A 23,915-nucleotide genomic window follows, 5' to 3' on the forward strand; every position below is an offset into this window, starting at 1 on the left:
TTGTAATAAATTAGAAAAAAAATAAATATAATTATACCCAAAAAACATGAATGTAAATGACATAATGAATTCCTTGGAGGCGAAGCATCCAGGAGAAAAAGAGTTTCTTCAAGCAGTGCACGAAGTGCTAGAATCTATTGAAGTTATTTATAATGAAAATCCTCAATATGAAGCTGCAAAAATTATTGAGCGTTTAGTGGAACCAGACCGAATTTTAACTTTTAAAGTTTCTTGGTTAGACGATTCAGGAAATGTTCAAGTAAACCTAGGTTATAGAGTTCAATTTAATAATGCAATTGGTCCTTATAAAGGAGGAATTCGATTACACCCAAGTGTAAACTTAAGTATTCTTAAGTTTTTAGGTTTTGAGCAAATTTTTAAAAATGCCTTAACTACACTACCTATGGGAGGTGGTAAAGGAGGATCTGATTTTAACCCAAAAGGTAAATCTGATACAGAAATTATGCGTTTTTGCCAAGCTTTTATGCTTGAACTATGGAGGTTAATAGGTCCAAATACCGATGTTCCTGCTGGTGATATTGGAACTGGTGGTAGAGAAATTGGTTTTATGTATGGAATGTACAAAAAACTTCAGCAAGAAAATACAGGAGTTTTAACTGGTAAAGGACTTAATTGGGGAGGAAGTTTAGTAAGACCTGAAGCTACTGGTTTTGGAGCAACTTATTTTGCTGATGAAATGTTAAAAGCTAATAATGATACTTTTGAAGGTAAAACTGTAACAGTTTCCGGATTTGGAAACGTTGCTTGGGGTGTAGCTTTAAAAGTTACTGAGCTAGGAGGTAAAGTAATTACTATTTCTGGACCTGATGGTTATATTTATGATGAAAATGGTCTTGATGCTGATAAAATTGAATATCTATTAGAATTAAGAGCTTCAAATAATGATATTGTTTCTACTTTTGCCGAAGAGTTTCCTGAAACTAAATTTTTCCCAGGAAAGAAACCTTGGGAAGTTGCTTGCGATATCGCTATGCCATCAGCAATTCAAAATGAATTAAATGGAGATGATGCCGAAATGTTGGTAAAAAATGGCGTTAAATACGTAATTGAAGTTTCAAATATGGGTTGTACCCCTGAAGCTATTGATGTATTCCATAACAATAAATTACCATTTGCTCCAGGTAAAGCAGCAAACGCAGGAGGTGTTGCAGTTTCTGGATTGGAAATGACTCAAAATGCAATGAAAATTAATTGGTCTAGTGATGAAGTTGATGCTAGATTAAAAACAATTATGAGTTCAATTCATGAAGCTTGTTTGAAATACGGAACAAATGATGATAATTATATTAATTATGTTAAAGGAGCTAATATTGCTGGTTTTATAAAAGTAGCCGATACAATGTTAGATTTAGGTGTTATTTAATAAATTATTTTATTGATGATATTAAAAAGGGTTGCAATATTTGCAACCCTTTTTAATTAAACTATAAGTTATAAAATTGATTCAACGCCTTGGTCATATAAGAGTGATCTTCTACGCCTCCTGTTTCCATAACAGAGTGCATAGCCCACATTGGATTTCCTACGTCAACCGAGCGAATTGCTAATTGACCTGCAGAAACATTTCCTAAAGTACCACCTCCTAGCATATCAGAGCGATTAACAAACTTTTGACAAGGTATTGAAGCTTTGTTACAAATCATTTCAAAAACAGCACTAGAATCGCTGTCAGTAGTATATTTTTGATTTCCTTCAATTTTTATAACAGGTCCACCATTAATAATAGGTCTTGTTACAGGATCGTGTTTGTCTGGATGATTAGGATGTAATGCATGAGCCATATCAGCACTTATCATAAATGAATTGTAAATAGCACGCTGAAACTCTTCTTCATTTTTATTTTGGACAGTAACTATTCTTTTTAAGATATCTTTAAGTATAGGGGAGCCAGCTCCTTGCTTAGATCTACTACCCACTTCTTCATTATCAAAAACAGCTAAAATATTAGTTGAGTTTGATATTGGAGCATCTAAAAAAGCATTTAAACTAGCGTGTACCATTGCTAAATCATCTAATTTACCTGAACAAATAAATTCATTATTTAATCCTATAATACTTCCTTTTTCAAAATTATAAAGGTTTAAATCGACTTCTAAAATATCTTTAACAGGAACATTTATTTCTTCAGAAATTTTGATTGCCAATAAGTTGTCTGTATTTAACTCCTCACTCACAACGGTAGTTACAGGCAACATGTCAATTTGTTTGTTTAAGGCAATGCCATCATTTACTTTTCTATTGAAATGGATTGGTAAATTAGGGATAACAAGAATAGGTTGTTTGATATTTACTAAATGAGATGTTGGTTTTAAAGGGTTGTCGCTTTTTACACTAACCCTACCAGCAATAGATAATGGACGATCAAACCAAGTGCTTAAAATAGGTCCTCCGTAAGTTTCGGTATTAAATTTAATATATTTATTATCTACTGAAATTTCAGGTGAAGGTTTTATTTTAAATGTTGGAGAATCAGAATGTGAGGCTATAATTTTAAAGCCACTCTCTTCTAAGTTTCCAGTTCCTACAGTAAATGCAAAAAGAGAAGTATTGTTTTGGCAAACAAAATATTTTTCACCTTTATAAATGTTCCATTTATCGGTTAATTTTAATTCAGAAAATCCTTTTTCAATCAATCTTTTTTTAGCATTGTTTACTACATGATATGGGCTAGGACTATCGTAAATAAAATTAATTAAATCTTTAGCGTATTTTAGGTTTTTTGCCATAAAAAAGTCTTATAATTTTAGTTTAAAATGTATCTAACAAATATATGAATTTATTAAAGGTTACTATACAAATGAATTTTAAGTTTTGTAGTTTTATAAAGTGAAAGAAAACGTATCATATCGAAAAATAATTCACGTTGATATGGATGCTTTTTATGCATCTGTTGAACAATTAGATAATCCAGACTTAAAAGGAAAACCAATTGTTGTTGGAGGTGAAAGTGAAAGAGGTGTAGTAGCAGCAGCTAGTTATGAAGCTCGTAAATTTGGAGTGCGTTCAGCAATGAGTGGAGTGGTTGCAAAAAAAAAGTGCCCACATTTAATTTTTGTAAGACCAAGATTTTCAAGATACAAAGAAATTTCACAAAAAATTAGAGCTATTTTTTATGAGTATACCGAATTAGTAGAGCCGCTATCACTAGATGAAGCATATTTAGATGTTACAGAAAATAAAAAAGGAAATCCTTCGGCTAGTTTAATTGCAAAAGAAATAAGACAACGAATTTTTGAAGAGTTGAATTTAAGTGCCTCTGCTGGAATTTCAGTGAATAAATTTATTGCCAAAATAGCTTCAGATATTAATAAACCAAACGGACAAAAAACAATTCCTCCAGAAGAGGTTATTTCATTTTTAGAAACGTTACCTATTGAAAAGTTTTTTGGAATAGGTAAAGTTACTGCTGCTAAAATGTACAACTTGGGTATTTTTAATGGAAAGGATTTGAAAGAAAAAACAGAAGAATTTTTAATTAGAAATTTTAATAAATCGGGTTTACATTATTATCAAATAGTTAGAGGTATTCATCAAAGTAAAGTAAAACCAAACAGAGAACGAAAATCAGTAGCTGCAGAACATACCTTTATAAAGAATTTGACCTCAGAAATTTTTATGATTGAAAAATTGGAAAAAATATCTGAAGAGTTAGAAAACCGATTGATAAAATCTAGGGTGTCGGGAAAAACAATTACCTTAAAAATAAAATATAGCGATTTTAAAACTCAAACTAGGAGCAAAACATTGCCTTATTTTGTAAAAGAAAAAGCAATTTTATTTGAAACCGTTAAAGAATTATTGTTTCAAGAAAAAGTTTTAAATTCTGTGCGTTTACTAGGAATTTCGGTAACCAATTTAAATATTCATTTAAAAAAGAAACCAGAAAAACCCATTAATGTACAGCTAAAATTTGAGTTTTAACAGAATACTAAATGCAGTAACTTATTCAAGTTCCTTACAATAAAACCCTTTTGAATTTAATAAAAATACGATTTCTGAGCTGATATCTTTTGAAGCTTCAACTCTTAATACTTTATCACGGTCTTCAAAATCAAAATCAATTCTTGAAATATTTCTAAAAGTTGATAGCAGGTCTCTAACATGGATTTCTAATTGATGAAAAATGTTTGTTTTAAATACTAAAACCATAATCTTATTATTTTTTGTTAAGCCACCACGAACTATTTGGAAAATTGTCGTGATTTAATAAAATTGATTCTCCAATTTTAGGTGTTGTAAATTTGATATTTAGCTCTTTTGCTTTAGTGGTTGCTCTTATAATTGGTTCATTCCAACTGTGTAAAGCTAATTTAAAAGCACCCCAATGAATTGGCATTGTAAGTTTGCTTTGAACATCAATACTTGCTTTTATTGTTTCTTCAGGAGTCATATGAATTTGTGCCCATTGATCGTTATATTGTCCGCATTCTATCATTGAAAAATCAAATGGTCCATATTTTTCTCCAATTTCTTTAAAATGTTTTCCATACCCACTATCTCCACTAAAAAAGATACTTGAACTTTTAGATTTTAAAACCCAAGAACACCATAATGTACTATTTCTATTGGTAATTCCTCTTCCTGAAAAATGACGAGCAGGTGTAGAAACAAACTCAATTTCTTTAAATTGAATGCTCTCCCACCAATCAAATTCTTTGATTTTAGTTTCATCAATTCCCCATGATGTTAAATGAGCTTTAATTCCTAATGGAACGTAAAATTGAGTTACTTTATTTTTTAGCTTTAAAATAGACCCATAGTCTAAATGATCATAATGGTCATGAGAAATTAAAATCACATCTATTTTTGGTAAAGAGTCAATAGAAATTGGCAACTCTTTTTGAAACCTTTTTGAACCTAGTATTGGACTTGGAGCGGGAACATCTCCTAACATAGGATCAATAAAAATATTTAGTCCTTCCAACTCTACAAAAGCAGCAGAATGCCCAAACCAAGTTATTCTGGGCTGTTGAGGTTGATTTTTAAAATGAGAACTTGCTAGTTTTATTAAAGGTAATTCACTAGAAGGAACTTTATTATTTCCATTTGTAAAAAACTGAGGAATAGTACTCCATTTAAAACCAGTATTTTGAACTGTTTTTTCTATATTTTTAAAAGCTCCATTCAAAAAGTTGGGTGAGTTTCTAATGCGTTCTAAACTTCCATTTTTAGAAGTAGCTCCAAACTGTGGGCTCACATTTATAAAAGTAATACCAACTAAAGAGATTATTCCAATAACAGATAAAATACCAATCATAATTTTTTTTAATACTTTTTTAATGGTTTTGTCTTTTTTCAATTTTGTTTATATTTTAACAATTATTTTTATCCTAATTTTATAGTTTAAACTGACTATTTACTCAATATTAAAAAGAAATTTTTTTAAGGTTTTAAACTATTATAATACATTTCCCAAGCTTGTTCAATAAATACTTGATTGTGGCGTAACTCTGGAAACATGGTTAAATGATTAACCAGTGAAGCTATTAGATAAAACATAGAACTCATTAAAAATTGAATATCAATATTTTTTATAATTTTTTTATCAATTGATTCTTCAATGAAAGCTCTAAAATGTTGTTGTTTTTCCATTATTTCAGGGTGTTGTTTAACTTTCTCTGAACAATTAGTGTGATCTATTTGTTGTAAAAACTTAAATTTCAGTTTATTATCTAGTCCCCAATTCCATAAATTGGACCATATTAAACGTAATTTTCCAATGTCAGAATTAATTTTGTTAATGTCATTTAATATGGAAGAGTTTAATTCTTTTTTTATGGATAGGTATAATTCATCAATTAAATCATCTTTTGTTTTAAAATAATGAAAAAGAATACCTGCACTAACCCCTGCTTCTTTAGAAATAGCAGATGTTGGTGTTGCATGTAAACCTCTTGCAACAAAAAGTTTGGTAGCGGCTTCTAGTAATAATTCTTTTTTATCCATTTAAAATTGACTAATCAGTCAACAAAAATAATTTATTTTTTGATATTACCAAAAAAGTAATAAATTAATTTTCTTTTTTTATGTAGTGTATATTTCTTTCTTCTAAATAATTTAAAATGTAATTGAAACAAATTTCATGTTTACCAATCAATTCTGGAGGAAAAATACCTTTTTCAACAAATAATCCATCTAAAAATAAATTAGCTACCGCAGTGGCTGTATAACCAGTTGTTCTAGCCATTGATGTAGTTTGTGTTTTTTCACAATATTCATCATGTAGATTGTAAACTATTGTTTTTAATTGACCTTTAGAGTTGGATCCTTTTAATGTAATTCTCATTACGGTAAGCTCTTCTTCAGTTTCACCTAGTTTCCACTCATTAAACAATATTTTTGAAGTGAAATCTAATGGAGAAATAGAAGTTCCGTTAATAGTTATTTTTTCTTTATTAAAAAAACCACTTTCCTTTAACACTTTTACATATTCTACATGACCGGGGTAACGCAGCGTTTTTTCTTTCATGTTTTTTATATGTGGCATAGTAAAAATAATAGATCGTAATCCATCAGAATTAAACGATTCTAAAGTGCCAATGCCTTTAAAATCAACGTACTCACAATCTGATAGAGCTTCTTTAGTTATTACTGTACCATTTTCAATATAGCGTGCTGGTCTCGTGTATTCTTCTATAACATCAACAGGGGAGAATGGGGCTTTATAACAGAAAGGCCATTTTTTAACCTTAGGTAAACCTCCTACCAAACACTCAAAATCAGTTAGTTTTAGCTTTTCGTTGTAATAGCCAAGAATGATGTTTCCCATTCCAGGAGCTACACCACAATCAACAATAGCTGTGACATTTTTTTCTTTTGCAAGTTGATCTAATTCTAAAGAGTTTTCAGGAAAAAAAGAAATATCTACAACATTTTTTTGTGCTTCTATAACAGCTTTTAACGTTTGAAAACCTAAATATCCTGGAACGGCACAAATTACTAAATCAAAAGGTTTTAGTGCTTGTTGAAGTTCTTTTTTATTAGTTACATCTAATTGAAGTGTTGTTAAAGTTGTACCTTTTTTTGCAACTTTTTTTAATACATTGTTATTTAAATCTGAAATTGTTACTCGGTGTTTTGTTGCTAAATCAATTGCCATAGTACTTCCAACCATACCAGCGCCTAATACAATAATTGAAATCATAAGAAAAATTTAAAATGAGTAGATAAATTGAATTTTAAAGAATTTGTTTTCAATTTATAAACCAGGAATAAATATCCAAGGCATTTCTGAAAGGTGTTTAATCTTGTGAAGTTTCATTTGTTAAACATACAACATATTAATTGCTAAATATAGTTAATTTTAAAAAGGTGATAACACCTGTAATTAATATTAAGATTAATACGATAGATTTAAATCTATTTTCTGAAATATAATTAAGTAATTTTTTACCAATAAAAGTTCCTAAAATACTAGCAATTAATAAAAAAGGAATTAAATATAAATCGTGTTTATGAACAAATCCGTTGTTGTAATATACAATGCTTCTACTTAAATCAACGCCTAAATCTATAAAAGCTGAGGTAGCTATAAAAGTTTCTATAGTTAATCCAAATGAGGTCAAAGTAATTCCTCTTATCGCTCCACCAGTGCCAATTAAGCCTGCAATTAGTCCTGAAAAGATTCCTCCTAAAACAGAATTTTTTATAGTTGGTTTGAGTATTATTTGTTTAAAGAATAAAAATGTAAGGCTTGTAATTATTAAAAAACAAGCAAGTATAATTTCTAATATTTTGGAGTTAAATAAATTACTAAAATAAGCCCCAATTATTACAAACAAAATTGCTGGAGTGCCTACCCAAATCATTAAATTTTTATCAAGACCTTTTCTAAAAAAAGCAATTTTAGTTAGGTTACTTGAAACATGAAAAATTGCTGTAATTCCTAAAACAGAATGAAAATCTAAGAAGAAACTAGCGATAGGTACAAAAAATAATGAAGAACCAAATCCGCCAACGGTTCCAAGAATTTCTGCAGCTAATGCTAGTATGATAAAGAGTAAAAAATAATCCAAACTAAAAATTTTTGAAAGTTCACTTTTCCAAAACTCTGTTTAATTAAAAGTACACTATTATTTAATAAGTTCAAGTGTATAATTTTTACCTTGCCAAGTGTCTTTTTCTTTTAATTTTTTATCAATTTTAGCTACAATTTCAAAGTTTTTTAATTTACCCCATTTTGGTGCAATTAATAAATCGTGAGGTGCTTCACTCACAAAGCGTTCTATTACAATATTAGGGTTTAAATAACTTATAAATTCGGTAACAAAATCTATATATTTTTTAGAGGTAAATAAGTTAAAATTTTCAGGATTTCTTTTGTATTGAATAGCCATTACAGAATTTTTTACAATTTGTAAATGATGTATTTTTAAAGTATCAATAGGTAATTTTGAAACTTCAACTGCGTGGTTTAATAAATCTTTTTTATTTTCTCCTGGAAGCCCTAATATAATATGAGCTCCTAAATGAAAGCTCTTATTTTTACATTTTTCAAAAGTTGCTTTTGTATCTTCAAATGTGTGGCATCGATTTACATTTAGTAATGTATTTTCATTGGTACTTTCCACTCCAAACTCTAAAGAAATAAAGTATTTTTTTGAAAGCTGATTTAAATAATTAATAATTTCATCTGAAATACAATCTGGGCGAGTTCCAATAACTAACCCAACAACTTTGGGAACTTTTAAAGCTTCATTATACATAGCTTTTAGCGACTCAAAATCTGAATAAGTATTGGTGTAAGCTTGAAAATATGCTAGAAATTTATTGTTTTTACCTTTTTTAGAGAAAAACTCAATGCCTTGTTCAAGCTGTTCTTTGATGCTTTTTTGAGGTTCGCAATAATCAGGATTAAATGTATTATTATTACAGTAGGTGCAACCTCCATAACCTTTAGAACCGTCTCTATTTGGGCAAGAAAAGCCTATATCAAGAGATATTTTCTGAACTCGTTCACCAAAATGTAGTTTGATAAATGAGCCATAATCATTGTATCGTTTTCCTTTAATTTCCACAACTTTGTCTAAATTCCAAAAATAATAGGATCTGTTTAGAATACCTAAAACTTAAGGGTTATATTTTTTTATTATCTTCATAAAGACTAAACTAACTAAATCTATGAAAAAATTTCCGAATGCCTTGGTGATTATGATTGGCTTTATTTTGCTCTCTGCAATTTTAACTTATCTTATTCCTAAAGGTGAATATCAAAGAGTTACTAACCCAAATACAAATCAAGTTACTGTTATTCCAAATTCTTACAAACTTATTGATGCTGAACCAGTATCTGTTTTCAAAACCATTTTAGCTATTCCAGAAGGTATAGTTAGCAGAGCTGATTTAATAGCATTGATTCTTTTAATAGGAGGCTGTTTTTATATTATTGAAAAAACAGGAGCACTCAAAGAAGGGATTACTTATTTAACAATAAAATTAAAAGGTAAAGAAGAAGTGGTTTTAATATTAGTTTCAATAATTTTTTTAATTGCTGGAGCTTTAAGTGGATTGCAAGAAGAAGTTATTGCTATGATGCCTGTTTTACTTTATTTAACTTCACGATTAGGGTATAATGCTTTTGTTGCTATAGCAATTAGTTATGGTTCGGCAATTTTAGGAGCTTCATTTAGTCCAATTAACCCATTTGCTGTGGTAATTGCTCAAAAAGAAACCGGATTAGAATTTTTATCAGGAAGTGTATATAGATTATTAATCATGCTTTTTGCTTTTATTATATGGATGTTTATGATTATTAGATATGCTAACAAAAATAAAGTTAGCAAGCTAATTGAACCAAACGAATTAATCCAAAAAATAAGTTTAAGAAGTATTATAATTTTAGCATTAGTAGGGTTAGCATTTGTTGTGCTAATCATTGGAATGATGAAATATAATTGGGGGTTTAATGAAATGTCGGCTGAGTTTTTTACTTTGGGAATTATTGTAGGCTTAATAGGTAAATTAGGAATGAATGGCACTATTGAAACTTATATTGAGGGTTTTAAAGAATTGGTTTTTGCCGCCATGATTGTTGGTTTTGCTAGTAGCATTTCAATCATCCTTCAACAAGGTAAAATTATAGATTCAATCATTTATGGTCTTTTCACACCTATGCAATATTTACCAAAAAGTTTGGCTGCTATTTCAATGATGATTTCTCAATCTTTATTACACTTTCCTGTTTCAAGTTATTCGGGTCAAGCAATTTTAACAATGCCTGTTTTGGCTCCTTTATCAGACTTAATAGGAATTTCTCGTCAAGTTTGTGTATTAGCCTATCAATATGGTGCTGTAATGATGGATTTAGTTTTTCCAACTCAAGGAGCATTAATGGCTGTCATAGCTATTGCAGGAATTCCTTTTAATAAATGGTTAAAGTTTATTTTTAGGTTTGTAATAGCCATATTATTTGTTGGTGCAATAGCGATTGTAATTGCTATTTATATAGGTTTTTAAGTTTTTAATGAGATTATAAATTATTTTTACCAACTAATTATGAAAGATTCATTAAAAATAAAACAACAATTATTTGAAGCTTGTTTACAATTTGTAAATAACAGATCGCTTACCATTAAACAAATGATGAACTCGAATCAAAAAGCACTGCTATCTGAAACTAAGAGTTCTGCAGGAGATAAGCATGAAACGGGAAGAGCTATGTTACAATTAGAAATGGAAAAAGCTAGTCAACAATTAGCTTCAGTACAACAAATGAAAGAAGTTTTGAATAAAATATCTATTGGAAAAACATCTAAAGTAAGTTGCTTAGGAAGTGTTGTGATTACCAACAAAGCTACTTATTATTTAGCAATAAGCGCAGGTAAAATTCTTATTAAAAATATAGACTATTTTGCCGTTTCAATTAATTCACCAATAGGTAAACAATTATTGGGAAGTAGTGTTGGAGATGTAATTGCTTTTAATGATATAAAAATTATAGAAATATATTGATTGATAAAAAAACCGCTCAATTGAACGGTTTTTCTATTAAAGTATTTATAAAATTAACCTTTAACATTTGTTTTACTAGGTAATTCTTTATATCCCATATTGTATAAAGTAAATCCAAAAATATCAGCGTATTGTTCAATAGTTTTTGATACAGGTGTTCCTGCACCATGACCTGCGTTGGTTTCAATACGAATTAAGGTAGCATTACTTCCACTTTGTTTGGCTTGTAATTCAGCGGCAAACTTAAATGAATGTGCAGGTACAACTCTATCATCATGGTCTCCTGTTGTAACCATAGTTGCCGGGTATTCAACACCTTCTTTTACATTATGCACAGGAGAATATCCTTTTAGGTATTCAAACATTTCTTTTGAATCTTCAGAAGTTCCATAATCATAAGCCCATCCTGCTCCAGCAGTAAAAGTATGGTAACGCAACATATCCATAACTCCAACGGCAGGTAACGCCACTTTCATTAAGCTAGGTCTTTGAGTCATTGTTGCACCAACTAACAAACCTCCATTAGAACCTCCTCTAATAGCTAAGTAACCTGAAGAGGTATAGTTGTTTTCAATTAAATATTCTGCAGCGGCTATAAAATCATCAAATACATTTTGTTTTTGTTGTTTTGTTCCAGCATCATGCCAAGCTTTTCCGTACTCACCACCACCTCTTAAATTAGGAACTGCATAAATACCGCCTTGTTCCATCCAAACAGCATTAGCAATGCTAAAACTTGGAGTTAAACTAATATTAAAACCGCCATAACCGTATAAAATAGTTGGATTTTTACCATTTAATTCAGTTCCTTTTTTATATGAGATAATCATAGGAATTTTAGTTCCATCTTTTGAAGTATAAAATACTTGAGTTGATTCGAAATTATCAGAGTTAAAATCTATAGCAGGTTTTACATATAATTTAGATTCGCCATTTGCAGGTTTAAATGAATAAATTGAACCGGGAGTTGTATAGTTTGTAAATGAATAATAAATTAGTTCATCTGTGCTTTTCCCATTAAAGCCTCCAACGGTTCCTATTCCAGGTAATTTAATTTCTCTAATTAATGTTCCGTTGTAATCGTATTGTTGTACTTGAGAAACAGCATCAACCATATAATTTGCAAAAATACTTTTGCTTGCTGTAGTAACATTTAATACATTATTAGTTTCTGAAATTACATCAATCCAATTTTCAGGTGTTGGATTTTTTGCATTCACTTTTACAACTCGTTTGTTTGGAGCATCTAAATTTGTGAGTAATAAAAGAGTATCTTCATCATTATCAATAACAGAAGTATCGTAGTCAAAATTAGTGATTATAGGAATAATTGCACTATTAGGGTTGGATAAATCTTTTATATATAATTCATTTCCAGAAGTTGATACCGAAGCGCTAATTATTAAGTATTTGCCATCTTCAGTAACACCACCACCTACATATCTTCTTTTTTGTTTATCCCCAAAAATTATAATATCTTCTTTTTGTGAAGTGCCTAATTTATGATAAAATAAACGATGTTGATCCGTTTTTGCTGAAAGTTCACTTCCTTTTGGTTTTTCATAACTAGAATAGTAAATTCCTTCATTACCTTTCCATGAAAGACCACTAAATTTAACATCGAGTAGGGTATCTTCTTTAATTTCTTTAGAAACAGCATCCATTATAATAATTTTTCTCCAATCAGAACCACCTTCAGAAATAGCATAGGCAATGGTATTTCCATCTTTTGAAAAAGATAATCCGCCTAGCGATGTTGTACCATCTTCAGAAAATGTATTTGGATCTAAAAAAACTTCTGGTTCTTCGTTTCCTTTAAACCGGTACAAAACATGCTGGTTTTGAAGTCCATTATTTTTATAAAAATAAGTGTATTCACCTTCTTTAAAAGGAGAACCAATTTTTTCGTAATTCCATAATTTTTCTAAACGATTTTTCAACTCTTCCCGATAAGGAATTTTTGTTAAGTAGTTAAAAGTCACTTCATTTTGCGCACTTACCCAATCTGCAGTTTCTTTAGATCTATCATCTTCTAGCCATCTATAAGGATCTTTAACTTCTGTTCCAAAATAATTGGTAACAGTATCAACTTTTTTAGTTGTAGGGTACTTCAAATTTAAACTGGTTTTTTCAGATTCAGAATTTTTACAAGATATCATAAAAACTCCAATCATTGTTACTATTAAAATTTTTTTCATTGTAGTTGTTTTTAGTTGCTAACAAATTTAATTAAAAAAAGTGCCTTTGAAATCAGTATAAATTTTATTTAGGAAATTTTTAAGAATTAAGCACTTAGTTAATAAATAGCTGTAACTATTGTTACGTTAAATATGTAAGTTTTTATGTCACTTTGTCGTCTAAACAAAACGGAATAAAAATTGCTATATAATTATAAAATATATTAAAATGACTGAATTATTAACAAAAGAAACTTTTTTAGAAAAGGTTTTTAATTTCGAAAAAAATAAAGAGTGGAAATTTGAAGGAGAACTGCCTTGCATTATTGATTTTTATGCAGATTGGTGTGGTCCTTGTAAAATGATAGCTCCAGTTTTAGAAGAATTAAGTAATGATTACGAAGGAAAAGTAAATATTTATAAAGTAGATACTGAAGCAGAACAAGAATTAGCTGCGGCTTTTGGTATTAGAAGTATTCCTTCTATGTTATTTGTTCCTAAAGATGCAGATCCGCAAATGGCTCAAGGTGCGTTGCCTAAACATCAACTAGAGCAAATAATAAACGATGTATTATCGGTTTCAAAATAAACCTCAAGAAACCCCAAAATCAAAGCCGCACATTGTGCGGCTTTTTAGTTTTAATTAAACCAAATTATTTTCTACTAAATATTCGGCAATTTGAATGGTATTGGTTGCAGCTCCTTTACGTAAGTTGTCTGCTACAATCCACATATTTAATGTATTAGATTGCGATTCGTCTCTCCTTATTCTACCTACAAATACTTCATCTTTATTGTTGGCATATATTGGCATTGGATATGTATTTGTATCTAAATTATCTTGTACAATTACTCCAGAGGTTTCACTTAATAATTTGCGAACATCAGCCAAATCAAAATCTTTTTCAAACTGAACATTTACAGCTTCAGAATGCCCACCAGCAGTAGGGATACGAACTGCAGTTGCAGTTACAGAAAAAGAATCATCACCTAAAATTTTCTTAGGTTCTTTAACCAATTTCATTTCTTCTTTCGTATAACCATTTTCTAAAAAAACATCACAATGTGGAATTGCATTTCTATTAATTGGATAATGATAAGCCATTTCTCCTTTTACACCTTTTGTTTCATTTTCTAATTGTTGAACGGCTTTTACTCCTGTTCCTGAAACGGATTGGTAGGTTGAAATTACTACACGTTTCATGCGATATTTTTTGTGTAACGGTGCCAATGCCATTACTAACTGAATTGTTGAACAATTTGGGTTGGCAATAATTTTATCTTCTTTAGTTAATACATTTCCGTTAATTTCTGGCACCACTAATTTTTTAGTTGAATCCATTCTCCAAGCAGAAGAGTTGTCTACAACGGTACAACCAACTTCAGCAAATTTTGGAGCCCATTGTTCTGAAGTTGTTCCACCAGCAGAAAATAAAGCAATATCAGGTTTGGCATTAACTGCATCTTGCAATCCAATAACAGTATATGTTTTATCTTTATATGATACTTGTTTCCCTACAGATCTTTCTGAAGCTACTAGTAATAGTTCAGTAATTGGAAAATTTCTTTCTGCTAGAACTTGTAACATTACGTTTCCTACCATTCCGGTAGCACCTACAACAGCTACTTTCATTTAATTTTGTTTTAGATTTAAAATAATGCTACAAATTTTATAAAAAAATGTAACAATAAAGTGTAAATATTTGAAAATTAACAAATAAATAATTTTTTGTTAAATAAGTATATTGTATTTACTACCAAGTTTCTGTTTGTTAATTATTTAGTTAGGTATGATTTTTGATACTCATGGTAAATATATTTATGAAAGCAACAACAATTATATGTTTTTTATTAAGCTCTTTTTGGTCTTATTCTCAATACATTGAAGGTACAGTTTTAGATACGCAAACCAATAAGCCAATAGAAGGGGTTCATGTATTTATGAAAGGTATAAATAGAGGCACTTTAACTAATTATAAAGGAAATTATCACTTAAAATTTCCATATAAAATTGTTAAATCAGATACTATTAGATTCTCACATGTTGCATATGGTATTTTAGAAATCCCTTTTATAGCTGGTAAAAATAATTATTCTATCTACCTTTTAAAAGATGTTAATGCACTTAAAGAAATAAAGGTTTCAAATAAAATAAATTTAAAACCTTCAATAAAATTCAATGTCTTAGCTGAAATGAAAAAAGGGGTTTATTCATTTGGATCAATTTTAAAAGATAAGCATATTTATGTTTTTGGAGGAGATGTTTCTTATGAAGAGGATAGATTTAAAAAACTTATTGAGTTTAATCCAGAAATTTCTTTTAAAGATTTTTTACGGAAAGGTGTAAATTTTTCAAAGGAGAGTTATAGTGGAGCTATACAACGTTATGATATAAATAATAATAGATGGGAAAAATTGAACATCAAGTTTAGGAAAAGAGCCTATCATAATGCGCATTTAATTGATAATAAATTTTATATTCTAGGAGGTAAACGTTCATCAATAAGTAAAAAAAGAGAATATTTAGATGATAAAATTGAAGTTCTAAATCTAGAAACAAATAAAATTAAAATTGATGATACAAATCCTCATCAAGCAGTTGACTTTGCTTCTTGTGTTTATAAAGGAAATATTATTGTAATGGGAGGTTCAATTAGTAAAAATAAACTTGGAGTAAAACAATATTCAAATACAGTACATTTATATGAAGTTAACTCTGGATTTTGGTATCATTTAGGAAACATGCCAGTATCAAAAGAAACTCAAGGTGTATTGGTAAATGATAAATTTTATTTAATAGGAGGCTATAATAAAGTACCATTGAGTTCAATTGAATCGTATAATTTAATTACTGGAAAATGGAAAAAAGAAGGAGAATTGTTTGAGGGAGTTAGTAAACCAGCTTTGGCAAATTATGAAAACATAATTTATATTTTTGATACAGATAAAATAGTAACATTCAATATTTTAACAAATGAATTAAATCAATACTCAATAGATTTAAATTTGAAAGAAGCCAAACTTTATTATTTCAATCATAAATTATATATTCTTGGAGGTTTTAATAAAACCAATTATTCCTTTTATCCTTCAAGAGCGCTTTATAGTATAGATATTGATGAATTTAATAAGACTAAAATTGAAAAATCAAAAAAAATTCATTAAAAAGCTAGGTGTTATTAATCAATAAATATAATTACTTGGATTTCTAAATCGATTATTGCTTTGGAATTCTATTACTTACCATAAAAAATGTAATTTTGCAAAAAATCAAAAAAGAATGACTACTACTGGAAAAATAGAATTAATGGCTCCAGCCGGAAATTTTGAATCATTACAAGCTGCTTTAGACAATGGAGCAGATTCAATTTATTTTGGTGTTGAGCAATTAAACATGAGAGCAAGAGCATCAATTAACTTTACGTTAGATGATTTAAAGGAAATTTCTGATAGGTGTAAGGCTAAAAATGTAAGAACCTATCTTACTTTAAATACTATTATTTACGACCACGATTTATCAATAGTAAAAACTTTAATTCAAAAAGCAAAAGACGCAAATATTACAGCAGTTATTGCGATGGATCAAGCAGTAATAGCTACGGCAAGAGAAATTGGAATGGAAATTCATATTTCAACACAAATAAATATTACCAATATTGAAACTGTAAAGTTTTATGCCATGTTTGCAGATACTATGGTGTTGAGCAGAGAGTTGAGTTTGCGTCAAGTAAAGAAAATTACTGAACAAATTGTAAAAGATGATGTTAGGGGGCCAGCAGGAGACTTAGTTGAAATTGAAATTTTTGGACATGGGGCTTTATGTATGGCTGTTTCAGGTAAATGTTATATGAGTTTGCATAATCATAATTCCTCTGCAAATAGAGGAGCTTGTAAACAAAATTGCAGAAAAAAATATACCGTTATAGATCAAGAAACCGGCGTTGAAATGGAGTTGGATAATGAGTATATTATGTCGCCAAAAGATTTGTGTACCATAGATTTTTTAAATGAAATTGTAGATGCAGGTGTAAAAGTGTTAAAAATTGAAGGAAGAGGTAGAGCTCCAGAATATGTAGCTAAAGTAATTAAATGTTACCGAGATGCTATTGATAGTATTGAAGAAGGAACTTACAGCAAAGAAAAAGTGATTACTTGGATGCAAGAGTTGGAAAAAGTATATAATAGAGGATTTTGGAGTGGATATTATTTAGGGCAACAATTAGGAGAGTGGAGCAAGGGCTCTGGAAGTCATGCCACTCAAAAGAAAGTATATCTAGGAAAAGGAATGCATTATTTCCCAAAGTCTAATATTGGAGAGTTTAAAATTGAAGCCTACGATATTACTATTGGAGATACCATTTTAATAACAGGACCAACCACTGGTGCTAAAGAAATGAAAGTAAAAGAAATGTATGTAAATGATGTTGAAGGTACAAAAGCTCAAAAAGGAGATTCGTGCACCATTCCATTAGATTTTAGAATCCGTCCATCAGATAAATTATATAAAATTGTTGAAAATAAAGTAGAGGCTTAATATGGTAATTATAACCTTGCAAAGAGCTAAATGTATTGGCTGTAATTATTGTGTTGAATTAGCTCCTGCTCAATTTCAAATGTCCAAAAAAGACGGAAAATCAGTATTACTACATTCTAAAGAAAAAAAAGGATTTTTCACAATTAAATCATCAGACGAAACTATTTTTGATGCAAGTTTAAAAGCAAAGGAAGCTTGTCCGGTAAAAATTATTGATGTAAAACAAACCTAAAATCCAATTTTAAACGTTTTACTTTAGTAATATTAATTATATCTTTACAAATTAGTGAAGATTGTAAAATTGCAGGTTCAATTTTACTTAACTTAAATAAAATAGATTTAATATATGAGCTGTAATAGTTGCTCTTCAGATATAAATACAATTCCAAAAGGTTGTAAAAGTAACGGAAATTGTGGTACAGGAGACTGTGATAAACTTTCGGTCTTTGATTGGTTGTCTAATATGGCTTTACCTACAGGGCAAGAACCAATGAGAATTGTAGAGGTTCGTTTTAAAAATGGAAGAAAACATTTTTATAAAAATGTAGATAAATTACAACTTTCTATGGGTGATGTAGTTGCTGTAGAAGGAAATCCAGGTCACGATGTTGGTACAGTTTCGCTTACAGGAGAATTGGTAAAAATTCAAATGAAGAAAAAAGGAATTGATGCTGATAGTGAAGACGTAAAAAAAATATACCGCAAAGCAACTCAAAAAGACATAGATATTTGGCAAGCTGCACGTGATAAAGAATACGATACACAATATAGAGGAAGAGAAATTTTAAGTCGTTTAGGATTAAAAATGAAACTTTCAGATGTTGAGTATCAAGGCGATGGAAATAAGGCTACGTTCTATTATACAGCTGATGAACGAGTTGATTTTAGACAGTTAATTAGAGATTTAGCGAGTGCTTTTAGCATTCGTGTTGAAATGAAACAAGTGGGTTTGCGTCAAGAAGCTGCTAGATTAGGAGGCGTTGGTTCTTGTGGACGTGAGTTATGTTGTTCAACTTGGTTAACCGATTTAAGAAAAGTAAATACTACAGCTGCTCGTTATCAACAATTATCTTTAAACCCTCAAAAATTAGCAGGGCAATGTGGTAAATTAAAATGCTGTTTAAATTATGAGCTAGATACTTATTTAGACGCTTTAACTGATTTTCCTAAACAAGATGTTGTTTTAAAAACCGAGAAAGGAGATGCCGTTTTTATTAAAATGGATATTTTCAAAAACCTATTATGGTATACTTATAAAGAAAATAGAAGTAAATGGTATAAACTTACCCTAGATCAGGTTCAAGAAATTATTACTTTAAATAATAATAAAGAAAAAATTTCTTCATTAGAAGATTATGAAGTTGATTTAATTGAAGATCCAAAAACAGATTTTGAAAATGTTGTTGGCCAAGATAGCTTAACTCGTTTTGATATTCCAAAAAGAAAGAAGAAGAGAAAAAACAAAAATAAAAATAGAATTAATAAGCCTAAAAATCAACAAAATACCAATCTTCCTAAAAATCAGCCTAAAAAAAATATTATAAAAGCAAAAGAGGCTGTAGATGGAAATCAACCAAAGACTAAAGTAAATAGAAATAAAAAACGAAGACCTCCTAAAAAAAGTGCAAACAATACTAAAAATTCGTAAACAATTAAGTAGTATTATAATTGCCTTACTGCTTATTTCTTGTAATTCAAACATGGTATTTGACCAATATCAATCTATTGATAATCATGAATGGCCTTCAGGTGCTAAACTAGATTTTATTGTGCCAAACCTAGATACTATTTCATCTAAAAATGTGTTTATAAATATTAGAAATAATAAAGATTATGAGTTTAGCTCATTGTTTTTAATAACTAAAATTGAATTTCCAAGTGGTTTTCAAGTAGTTGATACTTTGGAATATGAAATGACGGATGCTTCAGGAAAATGGTTGGGTTCTGGTTTTACAGATATTAAAGAAAACAAACTTTTTTATAAAGAAAATGTAGTATTTTCTGAAAAAGGAGATTACAAATTTATGATTCAACAAGCTACAAGAAGTATTCAAGATATTGAAGGAAAAGAACCTTTAAAAGGTATTACAAATGTAGGTTTAAGTATAGAAAAAGTTAAAAAATGACAAAAAAAGAAACTACAAGCACTCAATTTAACAAATATGTAAAATGGTTTTGGATGGTTGTTTTAGGAGGAACAGCTTCGTTAATTTTAATATTTTTATTAGCGTCTTGGGGTGTTTTTGGAAAACTACCCACATTTGAAGAGTTAGAAAATCCCGAAAAAAACTTAGCTTCAGAAGTCATTTCTATTGATGGTAAAACCCTAGGAAAATATGCATTTGAAAACCGTACTCCTGTAAAATACTCTGACTTGCCTCAAAACCTAGTGGAGGCTCTTATTGCAACTGAAGACGAGCGTTTTTACGAGCATTCTGGAATAGATTTTAAAGCTACAATGCGTGCTGTTGCAAAAATGGGTAAAGGAGGAGGAGGTAGTACCATTACACAACAATTAGCCAAATTATTATTTCACGGAGAAGGATCTAAAAATTTGCCTGAAAGGATACTTCAAAAATTCAAAGAATATGTAATTGCGGTTCGTCTAGAGCGTCAGTACACGAAACATGAAATTTTAACGATGTATTTGAATAAGTACGACTTTTTAAATCTAGCTGTAGGTATTCGTTCAGCTTCACGTATTTATTTTGGGAAGGAACCAATAGATTTAAGCGTTTCCGAATCTGCAATGTTAGTTGGGATGCTTAAAAATGCTTCATATTTTAATCCGTTAAGAAGAGAAGAGTTGGTTAGAGATCGAAGAAATGTAGTATTGAGTCAAATGCATAGAAATAATTTTATTACTGAAAAATTAAAAGATTCTTTGCAGCAAAAAGGATTAGACCTGAATATAAATAGAGAGGGACATAGTGATGGATATGCTACTTATTTTAGAGAGTATTTGCGTGATTTTATGAAAGATTGGATTAAAAAAAATCCAAAACCTGATGGCTCAGAATACAACATTCACAGAGATGGTCTTAAAATATATGTTACTATAGATTCTCGAATGCAACAATATGCCGAAGAAGCGATGCAAGAGCATATGGCAAATTTACAACGCGTATTTTTTAAAGAACAAAAACGTAACAGAACAGCTCCTTTTTATGAGCTTGATAAACATCAGATAGCCTCAACAATTGAACAAGCAATGAAACGTTCAAACCGTTGGAGAAGAATGAAAGCAAATGGAGCTTCTGAAAAAGAGATCAGGGCTTCTTTTGACGAAAAAACAAACATGAAAATATTTTCGTGGAAAGGAGATATCGATACCATACTATCTCCAAAAGATTCTATAAGATACTACAAGCATATATTAAGAGCAGGGTTAATGTCTATCGAACCTCAAACAGGACATATAAAAACTTGGGTAGGAGGTATCAATTACAAACATTTTCAGTTTGATGCTGTAAAACAACAAAAAAGACAAGTTGGCTCTACATTTAAACCATTTGTATATGCTTCGGCAATCAATCAATTAAAATTATCACCCTGTTATAAGTTACCAAACGCGCCTTACACTATTCCAAAAGAAAAGTACGGAATGCCAGAAGATTGGACTCCAAAAAACGCCACTGACGATTATGGAGGAGAATTAACCTTAAAAGAAGCTTTAGCGGGTTCTGTTAACGTAGTAACAGCACAATTAATTGACATGGTTCATCCACAAACTGTTGTGGCTTTAGCTAAAAGTGCTGGGATTAAAAGTGAAATTCCTGAGGTACCAGCAATTGCCTTAGGGTCAGTAGATTTATCCTTATATGAAATGGTAAACGCTTATGCAACATTTGCCAATAAAGGGTTGCAAGTTGAACCAATGATGTTGTTAAAAATTGAAGATAAAAATGGCACAGTTTTAGAACAATTTGCACCTAACTCTAAAGAGGTATTAAGTGAAGAGTCTGCTTATGTAGTTATAAATTTATTAGAAGGAGTTACAGAATCTGGATCGGGGATTCGTTTGCGTAGTAAATGGGGGAATTACCCAGATAATGTAGTAACGGGCTATCCTTACCAATTTACCAATCCTATTGCAGGTAAAACAGGAACAACACAAAATCAATCCGATGGTTGGTTTATGGGAATTGTACCTAATTTAGCTACAGGTGTTTGGGTAGGTGGAGAAGATAGAGCCACACATTTTGCAGGAATAACTAAAGGGCAAGGAGCTACTATGGCATTGCCAATTTGGGCATTATTTTATCAAAAATTGTATGCAGATCCAAGCTTAAATGTGAGTAAAGATGAATTTGAAAAACCTGAAGAGTTAAACATTGAGATAGACTGTAATAAAACAAAAGAAGGTGCTGTTGAAGAAATTATTGAAAAGGAAATAGAATTTTAAGATAAAATGAAGTATAAACCTTTTTGGAAGCCATCAAAAAAAGTAATTGAACACAGCAACATTTTTAAAATGATGCAACAACATGGTTTTAATAATTATCAAGATTTTTGGAAATGGTCTGTAACACAAAAAGATAGTTTTTGGGAAGAAACACTTCAAAATTTAGCAATTAAATTGCAACAAAAATATACTTCAATTGTTGATGTTTCTAATGGAGTAGAAAACCCACAGTGGTTAAAAAATGCCAAACTTAATATTGTAGATTCTTGCTTTCAAAATGATGATGATAGTATTGCTATAATTTTTCAGAAAGAAGGAGGGCAACTTCAAAAAGTAAGTCAAAAAGAACTGTTAGAATTAGTTAATAGAATTGCTAATGGACTACTTAAAATTGGACTAAAAAAGGGAGATAGAATTGCTATTGATATGCCTATGACTTTAGAAGCTGTAGCAATTTATTTGGCAGGAATTAAAGCAGGAATGCCAATAGTTACCATAGCAGATAGTTTTACACCAAATGAAATAGCTGTTCGATTAAAAATAACCAAACCTAGCATAATTTTTACTCAAGATGTATTAAAAAGGGCGGGTAAAGAGTTGCCTTTATTTCAAAAAATAGTGGATGCTAATGCTCCAAAAGCAGTTGTTTTAGAAGTTTCAGAAAAAACTATCAACCTCAGAAGTCATGATATGTATTGGACTGATTTTGTAAGTCCTAATACTGAATTTGAAACAGTTATTCAACATCCAGATGATATCATTACTATTTTATTTTCTTCTGGAACTACAGGAGAACCCAAAGCAATTCCTTGGACACATACAACACCTATAAAAGGAGCTAGTGATGGATATTACCATCAAGATATCCATAAAAATGATGTGGTTTGTTGGCCAACTAATTTAGGGTGGATGATGGGGCCTTGGTTGGTTTTTGCAGCACTTATTAACAAAGCTACTATAGCTTTGTATTACGGAGCACCTATGGGTGAAGAGTTTGGTGAATTTGTTCAATATGCAAAAGTCACTATGTTGGGAGTAATCCCAAGTTTTGTAAAATATTGGCAGCACACAAAGTGTATGGAGAACTTTAATTGGGATACCATAAAATGTTTTAGTTCTACTGGAGAAGTTTCCAATCCAAACGAAATGGAATATTTAATGCAATTAGCAAATAAAAAACCAGTTATAGAATATTGTGGAGGTACTGAAATAGGAGGAGGTTATGTTACAAGTACTGTTGTTCAACCAAATATAGCTAGTACTTTTTCAACTCAAGCTTTAGGAGGAGAATTTGTATTGTTAGATGAAAACAACAATAAAACAACTAAAGGAGAGTTATTTTTACTTCCACCGATAATGGGATTGTCAAATACCTTATTAAATCGAAATCATTTTGAAGTATATTATAAAAACACTCCAAAATTTGAAGGAAATTTAACTCGGCGTCATGGAGATCAACTTTTGCAATTAGAAAATGGGTATTATAAAGCTCAAGGAAGGGTTGATGACGCAATGAATTTAGGTGGAATTAAAGTAAGTTCTGTTCAAATAGAGGCGGTTTTAAACAAACTTTCCTTTGTAAAAGAAGCTGCTGCAATTGCAGTTTCACCAAAAGATGGAGGACCAAGTTTATTAGTTGTTTATTATGTAGAGAACCCTACTGAAGTAACTAAAGAAGAACGTTTACAACAAGCAAAAGAGGTTGTTAGAAAACAACTAAACCCACTATTTAAAGTGTCAGATTTGGTAAAAATAGAAAAATTACCTAGAACAGCTTCCAATAAAGTAATGAGAAGAACATTAAGAGATTTATACGAAAGCGAATAAA

At 30.1% G+C, this 23,915-nt stretch carries 21 protein-coding genes; 12 read left to right on the forward strand and 9 right to left on the reverse strand.

Annotated features, from left to right (window positions below):
- Nucleotides 1-46: 46 nt before the first annotated feature.
- On the forward strand, nt 47-1,384 hold the full coding sequence (gene gdhA, locus ACFQZW_RS05680) for an NADP-specific glutamate dehydrogenase (RefSeq protein ID WP_298262770.1): 1,338 nt from the start codon (nt 47-49) through the stop codon (nt 1,382-1,384).
- 61 nt (nt 1,385-1,445) lie between these two features.
- On the opposite strand, the gene ACFQZW_RS05685 is transcribed toward gdhA, so the two are convergent.
- Nucleotides 1,446-2,747 carry a M18 family aminopeptidase gene (locus ACFQZW_RS05685; protein ID WP_298262769.1) on the reverse strand — a complete coding sequence of 434 codons (1,302 nt, stop codon included), beginning with the start codon at nt 2,745-2,747 and terminating at the stop codon, nt 1,446-1,448.
- Between the two features lie 100 nt (nt 2,748-2,847).
- Between ACFQZW_RS05685 and dinB the strand changes: the two genes are divergently transcribed.
- On the forward strand, nt 2,848-3,942 hold the full coding sequence (gene dinB / locus ACFQZW_RS05690) for a DNA polymerase IV (RefSeq protein WP_298285184.1): 1,095 nt from the start codon (nt 2,848-2,850) through the stop codon (nt 3,940-3,942).
- Nucleotides 3,943-3,963: 21 nt separating this feature from the next.
- On the opposite strand, the gene ACFQZW_RS05695 is transcribed toward dinB, so the two are convergent.
- From ACFQZW_RS05695 to ACFQZW_RS05720, 6 genes are all read right to left on the reverse strand, one after another.
- Complete coding sequence (locus ACFQZW_RS05695) at nt 3,964-4,170, reverse strand: hypothetical protein (protein ID WP_298262767.1); 207 nt, start codon at nt 4,168-4,170, stop codon at nt 3,964-3,966.
- 7 nt (nt 4,171-4,177) lie between these two features.
- Nucleotides 4,178-5,320: an MBL fold metallo-hydrolase gene (locus ACFQZW_RS05700; protein ID WP_298262766.1), complete on the reverse strand. Its 1,143-nt coding sequence runs from the start codon at nt 5,318-5,320 to the stop codon at nt 4,178-4,180.
- Nucleotides 5,321-5,403: 83 nt separating this feature from the next.
- A complete protein-coding gene (locus ACFQZW_RS05705) occupies nt 5,404-5,967 on the reverse strand; it encodes a TetR/AcrR family transcriptional regulator (protein WP_298262765.1) in 564 nt (187 codons plus the stop codon).
- 64 nt (nt 5,968-6,031) lie between these two features.
- The gene (locus tag ACFQZW_RS05710; RefSeq protein ID WP_298262764.1) at nt 6,032-7,165 is read right to left on the reverse strand and encodes a saccharopine dehydrogenase family protein; all 1,134 of its coding nucleotides are present in this window, start codon (nt 7,163-7,165) and stop codon (nt 6,032-6,034) included.
- A 136-nt stretch (nt 7,166-7,301) separates the two neighbouring features.
- Entirely contained in the window at nt 7,302-8,036 is a 735-nt protein-coding gene (locus tag ACFQZW_RS05715) for a sulfite exporter TauE/SafE family protein (protein ID WP_298262763.1), read from the reverse strand.
- 57 nt (nt 8,037-8,093) lie between these two features.
- Entirely contained in the window at nt 8,094-9,038 is a 945-nt protein-coding gene (locus tag ACFQZW_RS05720) for a TIGR01212 family radical SAM protein (RefSeq protein ID WP_298285175.1), read from the reverse strand.
- 103 nt (nt 9,039-9,141) lie between these two features.
- On the opposite strand from ACFQZW_RS05720, the gene ACFQZW_RS05725 reads away from it, so the two are divergent.
- Nucleotides 9,142-10,476, forward strand: a complete 1,335-nt coding sequence (locus ACFQZW_RS05725) for a YfcC family protein (protein ID WP_298262761.1) — start codon at nt 9,142-9,144, stop codon at nt 10,474-10,476.
- Nucleotides 10,477-10,515: 39 nt separating this feature from the next.
- On the forward strand, nt 10,516-10,971 hold the full coding sequence (locus ACFQZW_RS05730) for a 3-oxoacyl-ACP synthase (protein WP_386781706.1): 456 nt from the start codon (nt 10,516-10,518) through the stop codon (nt 10,969-10,971).
- Between the two features lie 53 nt (nt 10,972-11,024).
- On the opposite strand, the gene ACFQZW_RS05735 is transcribed toward ACFQZW_RS05730, so the two are convergent.
- Nucleotides 11,025-13,169 (reverse strand): prolyl oligopeptidase family serine peptidase, encoded by a 2,145-nt coding sequence (locus ACFQZW_RS05735; RefSeq protein ID WP_372800759.1) that lies wholly within the window; start codon nt 13,167-13,169, stop codon nt 11,025-11,027.
- Nucleotides 13,170-13,377: 208 nt separating this feature from the next.
- Here ACFQZW_RS05735 and trxA point away from each other — a divergent pair, with 208 nt between their 5' ends.
- A complete protein-coding gene (gene trxA, locus ACFQZW_RS05740; protein ID WP_298262758.1) occupies nt 13,378-13,737 on the forward strand; it encodes a thioredoxin in 360 nt (119 codons plus the stop codon).
- A 54-nt stretch (nt 13,738-13,791) separates the two neighbouring features.
- Here the strand turns inward: trxA and ACFQZW_RS05745 are convergent, their stop codons facing one another.
- Nucleotides 13,792-14,781, reverse strand: a complete 990-nt coding sequence (locus tag ACFQZW_RS05745; protein ID WP_298262757.1) for an aspartate-semialdehyde dehydrogenase — start codon at nt 14,779-14,781, stop codon at nt 13,792-13,794.
- A 188-nt stretch (nt 14,782-14,969) separates the two neighbouring features.
- Here ACFQZW_RS05745 and ACFQZW_RS05750 point away from each other — a divergent pair, with 188 nt between their 5' ends.
- From ACFQZW_RS05750 to ACFQZW_RS05780, 7 genes are all read left to right on the forward strand, one after another.
- Nucleotides 14,970-16,313, forward strand: coding sequence for a Kelch repeat-containing protein (locus ACFQZW_RS05750; RefSeq protein WP_386781710.1), 1,344 nt, complete (start codon nt 14,970-14,972; stop codon nt 16,311-16,313).
- Between the two features lie 115 nt (nt 16,314-16,428).
- Nucleotides 16,429-17,682, forward strand: coding sequence for a peptidase U32 family protein (locus tag ACFQZW_RS05755; RefSeq protein WP_386781712.1), 1,254 nt, complete (start codon nt 16,429-16,431; stop codon nt 17,680-17,682).
- Between the two features lies 1 nt (nt 17,683).
- Nucleotides 17,684-17,914 carry a ferredoxin gene (locus ACFQZW_RS05760; protein ID WP_298262754.1) on the forward strand — a complete coding sequence of 77 codons (231 nt, stop codon included), beginning with the start codon at nt 17,684-17,686 and terminating at the stop codon, nt 17,912-17,914.
- A 114-nt stretch (nt 17,915-18,028) separates the two neighbouring features.
- Nucleotides 18,029-19,330, forward strand: coding sequence for a PSP1 domain-containing protein (locus tag ACFQZW_RS05765; RefSeq protein WP_386781715.1), 1,302 nt, complete (start codon nt 18,029-18,031; stop codon nt 19,328-19,330).
- Nucleotides 19,305-19,808, forward strand: a complete 504-nt coding sequence (locus ACFQZW_RS05770) for a gliding motility lipoprotein GldH (protein ID WP_298262752.1) — start codon at nt 19,305-19,307, stop codon at nt 19,806-19,808. The genes ACFQZW_RS05765 and ACFQZW_RS05770 overlap by 26 nt, the downstream gene beginning before the upstream one ends.
- Nucleotides 19,805-22,087: a penicillin-binding protein 1A gene (locus tag ACFQZW_RS05775; protein WP_298262751.1), complete on the forward strand. Its 2,283-nt coding sequence runs from the start codon at nt 19,805-19,807 to the stop codon at nt 22,085-22,087. Before ACFQZW_RS05770 ends, ACFQZW_RS05775 begins: the two co-directional genes overlap by 4 nt.
- A 6-nt stretch (nt 22,088-22,093) precedes the next feature.
- A complete protein-coding gene (locus ACFQZW_RS05780; protein WP_386781718.1) occupies nt 22,094-23,914 on the forward strand; it encodes an AMP-binding protein in 1,821 nt (606 codons plus the stop codon).
- Nucleotide 23,915: the final 1 nt, after the last annotated feature.

Source organism: Lutibacter aestuarii, from assembly GCF_042676885.1.
Taxonomy (GTDB): domain Bacteria; phylum Bacteroidota; class Bacteroidia; order Flavobacteriales; family Flavobacteriaceae; genus Lutibacter; species Lutibacter aestuarii.

Coding starts and splice junctions, on each gene's coding strand:
- ACFQZW_RS05705 (WP_298262765.1), bottom strand. CDS start 5,967: ATGGATAAAAAAGAATTATTACTAGAAGCCGCTACCAAACTTTTTGTT.
- ACFQZW_RS05730 (WP_386781706.1), top strand. CDS start 10,516: ATGAAAGATTCATTAAAAATAAAACAACAATTATTTGAAGCTTGTTTA.
- ACFQZW_RS05780 (WP_386781718.1), top strand. CDS start 22,094: ATGAAGTATAAACCTTTTTGGAAGCCATCAAAAAAAGTAATTGAACAC.
- ACFQZW_RS05765 (WP_386781715.1), top strand. CDS start 18,029: ATGAGCTGTAATAGTTGCTCTTCAGATATAAATACAATTCCAAAAGGT.
- ACFQZW_RS05750 (WP_386781710.1), top strand. CDS start 14,970: ATGAAAGCAACAACAATTATATGTTTTTTATTAAGCTCTTTTTGGTCT.
- ACFQZW_RS05725 (WP_298262761.1), top strand. CDS start 9,142: ATGAAAAAATTTCCGAATGCCTTGGTGATTATGATTGGCTTTATTTTG.
- ACFQZW_RS05735 (WP_372800759.1), bottom strand. CDS start 13,169: ATGAAAAAAATTTTAATAGTAACAATGATTGGAGTTTTTATGATATCT.
- ACFQZW_RS05755 (WP_386781712.1), top strand. CDS start 16,429: ATGACTACTACTGGAAAAATAGAATTAATGGCTCCAGCCGGAAATTTT.
- ACFQZW_RS05760 (WP_298262754.1), top strand. CDS start 17,684: ATGGTAATTATAACCTTGCAAAGAGCTAAATGTATTGGCTGTAATTAT.
- gdhA (WP_298262770.1), top strand. CDS start 47: ATGAATGTAAATGACATAATGAATTCCTTGGAGGCGAAGCATCCAGGA.
- ACFQZW_RS05710 (WP_298262764.1), bottom strand. CDS start 7,165: ATGATTTCAATTATTGTATTAGGCGCTGGTATGGTTGGAAGTACTATG.
- ACFQZW_RS05775 (WP_298262751.1), top strand. CDS start 19,805: ATGACAAAAAAAGAAACTACAAGCACTCAATTTAACAAATATGTAAAA.
- trxA (WP_298262758.1), top strand. CDS start 13,378: ATGACTGAATTATTAACAAAAGAAACTTTTTTAGAAAAGGTTTTTAAT.
- ACFQZW_RS05695 (WP_298262767.1), bottom strand. CDS start 4,170: ATGGTTTTAGTATTTAAAACAAACATTTTTCATCAATTAGAAATCCAT.
- ACFQZW_RS05685 (WP_298262769.1), bottom strand. CDS start 2,747: ATGGCAAAAAACCTAAAATACGCTAAAGATTTAATTAATTTTATTTAC.
- ACFQZW_RS05745 (WP_298262757.1), bottom strand. CDS start 14,781: ATGAAAGTAGCTGTTGTAGGTGCTACCGGAATGGTAGGAAACGTAATG.